Annotated in this window: 5 protein-coding genes; 1 reads left to right on the top strand and 4 read right to left on the bottom strand. The window is 45.3% G+C overall.

Annotation, left to right across the window (positions count from 1 at the left end):
- The 4 genes from ACKI4H_RS10395 to ACKI4H_RS10380 all read right to left on the bottom strand — a co-directional run.
- Window positions 1-258: 3-oxoacid CoA-transferase subunit A (locus ACKI4H_RS10395; RefSeq protein ID WP_407305513.1), on the bottom strand; the 258-nt coding region annotated here is incomplete at its 3' end.
- 121 nt (window positions 259-379) lie between these two features.
- A complete protein-coding gene (catA, locus tag ACKI4H_RS10390; protein WP_407305511.1) occupies window positions 380-1,300 on the bottom strand; it encodes a catechol 1,2-dioxygenase in 921 nt (306 codons plus the stop codon).
- 105 nt (window positions 1,301-1,405) lie between these two features.
- On the bottom strand, window positions 1,406-1,696 hold the full coding sequence (gene catC, locus ACKI4H_RS10385; RefSeq protein WP_407305509.1) for a muconolactone Delta-isomerase: 291 nt from the start codon (window positions 1,694-1,696) through the stop codon (window positions 1,406-1,408).
- A gap of 15 nt (window positions 1,697-1,711) precedes the next feature.
- Window positions 1,712-2,821, bottom strand: coding sequence for a muconate/chloromuconate family cycloisomerase (locus tag ACKI4H_RS10380; protein ID WP_407305507.1), 1,110 nt, complete (start codon window positions 2,819-2,821; stop codon window positions 1,712-1,714).
- A gap of 102 nt (window positions 2,822-2,923) precedes the next feature.
- Here ACKI4H_RS10380 and ACKI4H_RS10375 point away from each other — a divergent pair.
- A partial coding sequence (locus ACKI4H_RS10375) for a LysR family transcriptional regulator (protein WP_407305506.1) occupies window positions 2,924-3,138 on the top strand: 215 nt, incomplete at its 3' end.

Raw genomic sequence — 3,138 nt, 5'->3', positions numbered from 1 at the left:
TACCCAGGAGTCGGACTGGCGCGGGAAGGAACAGATAATCTTGTGTACTGCACCGGTTTTGAGCAGCTTGGCCAACCCATAGTCGCCATTACCTGCATTGTTATTAACAATCACCAGGTCTTTTACACCCAGTTCGATCAGGCCATCAATCAGTTCAGCCGGTTGTCCTGCAGTACCGAAACCGCCGATCATGATCGTGGCACCATCTTTAATCTGGGAGAGCGCTTCAGTCAGTGAAGCCGCGCTTTTATCAATCATTTTTAACCTTCAGTTTAAAGTTTTAAATTGCTATTGATAAAAAATTTATGCGCTCAATATTTTTATCAATAGCAATTAAAAAATATGTGAGGCAAGTAAACTTACCTCACAATTTATACGCTTAAGCGCTTACGCGACGACGTTCAACTTGAGTTGATGGTGCAGCAGCTTGTTCTTTTACCAGTTCAACATTGAACTGGATGTGCTTGAATGCCTTGTCCAGACCGCGACCTTGGACTTCCGCTTCGTCTGTTACATCTACAGCAGTTGCCACCAGACCATCACGTGTTGCAAAAGCAAAGTCATCCCACAGGTACTTATCACCTTCGATATTGAATTGCGTAGTCAACTTGCGGTAACCCGGTGCCGAGACAAAGTAATGCACATGCGAAGGACGGTTACCGTGACGGCCCAATTTGTTCAAGACGAACTGGGTTGTTCCTTCTGGCGGACAGCCATAGCCAACTGGCATGGTGGTTAAGGCCGTATATTGACCATCTGCATTCGTTAAAATGGTACGGCGCAAGTTAAAGTCAGACTGTGACTTGTCAAAGAAAGAGTAATTACCCAGGCTGTTGGCATGCCAGACTTCAACTTTCGCCCCTTCAATAATGTTGCCTTGGGTATCAGTGACCGTACCGTCAATGATCAAGGTATCGACTTTGTCCGATTCCGAACCATCGTCCATACGGGCAAAGCCGACCGATTCTGGTGCACCTGCCACATAGAGCGGTCCTTCAATAGTACGTGGCGTACCACCAGTAATCCCGGCTTTGGCATCGGCTTCATCTGCACGTAAATCTAAGTAGTGCTCCAGACCCAAACCTGCAGCCAATAAACCCAATTCATTGGCCTGGCCTGCATCAGTCAGGTATTCCAGACCTTTCCATACTTCAGACTGGCTCAAGTCGAGGTCTTCAATCGCCTGAAAAAGATCTCCCAATAGACGCACGATCACTTGTTGAACACGAGCATCAACTGGACCTTGAGCGGTATCGACATTCACTTTTTTTACTAATGCATCAATTTCTTGGCGGTTCATACTATTTCTCCTTAAGTATGTTTTTTTTTGTGGTTGGCTTCACTGCTCTCGCAAGTTCCATTGCTCACCACATTGTTAAAATTTCAATCTTCAGTCTATCTAAAATCAATGATCATCTTCACGAATTGAAGAGGGATGACGGTTCAGCGGCATGACTTCAATATTCATATACGGATAGAGCGGAAGACCTTGCAAAATGTTGTGCAGTTCTTCGTTGCTCTCGACATCAAAAATACTGATGTTTGAGTACTGACCGCTGATGCGCCAGATATGACGCCATTTGCCCTGACGCTGCAAATCATGCGAATAGGCTTTTTCAACGGCTTTAATTTCGTTGGCTTTATCGTTCGGCATATCCAGCGGAATATTTACATCCATGCGCACGTGGAAAAGCATGTCTAACTCCTTCAATTACTGACGACGCAAGTTGTCAATTTTGTCTAAATCGAGTTCGATACCTAAACCGGGCACTGTAGGCAGAACCAATGCATAGTCTTGATATTGAAGTGGTGTTTTTAAAATTTCTTCAGTCAGTAGCAATGGTCCAAATAACTCTGTGCCGTAGGCCAGGCTTTCGAAAGTCGAGAAGACATGTGCTGAAGCCATGGTTCCGACCGGACCTTCAAGCATGGTGCCGCCATACAGGTCAATACCGGCAAGTTTGGCAATTTTCCCCACTTCGCAACCTTCAATCAGGCCACCGGACTGGGCAATTTTTACTGCAAATACCGAGGCACCGTTGTGTCGTGCAATCTGGTAGGCGCTTTGTGGGCCATTTAACGATTCATCCGCCATAATGGCAATATCAAAACGACGGGTTAAACGCTGCATGGCATCCAGGTTTTCAATTGCACAGGGCTGTTCAATCAGGTCGACACCGCCATCTTGTAACAACTGAATACCTTTAACCGCTTCAAGTTCTGACCAGGCGCGGTTGACATCGACCCGAATTGAGATGTCTGTACCTAATGCCTTCTTGATTGCCAGAACATGGGCAACATCGTCCTCGACAGCACGTGAACCAATTTTGAGCTTGAACACGTTATGGCGTTTCAACTCAATCATCTTTTTCGCTTCGGCGATATCTTTTTCAGTATCCCCTGAAGCCAGCACCCAAAGTACCGGCACGCGATCACGCAGACGGCCACCCAAAATTTCGCTTAACGGCAAACCGAGGCGCTGCGCCTGGATGTCCAGAAGTGCGGTTTGAATGGCACACTTGGCAAAACGGTTGCCATTGATATTGCGTTTCAGGATCTGAATGGTTTGAGCCACATTCAGGCCGGAAAGTGATTTCATTAAAGGGGCAAAATAAGTTTCAATATTGGTTTTAACGCTTTCTGGACTTTCATCGCCATAGCCCAGACCACCAATCGTGGTCGCTTCGCCCCAGCCAGTGAAACCATCGTCGGTGGTGACTTTGACCAGAACCAGGGTTTGGGTCTGCATCGTCGCGACCGCCATCTTGTGTGGACGGATGGTGGGGATTTCGACAAGCAATGTTTCTATGGTTTTATACATCTTCATTTTTCTTAAGAAGTAAGCTATTTATATACCCTAAAACAATATAATATCTTTAGAAAGGTTGATTTTAGTATTTTAAAATACTTAAAAGGTATATTAATGGAATTAAGGTATCTCAGATATTTCGTCACTGTGGTTGAAGAGCAAAGTATTACCCGTGCTGCAGAAAAATTGGGGATGGCACAACCGCCCTTAAGTCGTCAAATTCAGAAGTTAGAAGAAGAATTGGGGATTGCCTTATTTGAAAGGGGTTCTAGACCCGTCAAAACTACTGAGGCTGGATTGTTTTTTTATCAGCATGCAGTTCAAATTTT

It is taken from the genome of Acinetobacter sp., from assembly GCF_045628685.1.
In the GTDB taxonomy this organism is placed as follows: Bacteria; Pseudomonadota; Gammaproteobacteria; order Pseudomonadales; family Moraxellaceae; genus Acinetobacter.
Note: the sequence above shows the minus strand (reverse complement) of the source record. Positions and strands in the feature narration are given on the sequence as shown.

Excerpts from the sequence above, each read along its gene's own strand:
- ACKI4H_RS10380 (WP_407305507.1), bottom strand. The coding sequence starts at position 2,821 with ATGTATAAAACCATAGAAACATTGCTTGTCGAAATCCCCACCATCCGT.
- catA (WP_407305511.1), bottom strand. The coding sequence starts at position 1,300 with ATGAACCGCCAAGAAATTGATGCATTAGTAAAAAAAGTGAATGTCGAT.
- catC (WP_407305509.1), bottom strand. The coding sequence starts at position 1,696 with ATGCTTTTCCACGTGCGCATGGATGTAAATATTCCGCTGGATATGCCG.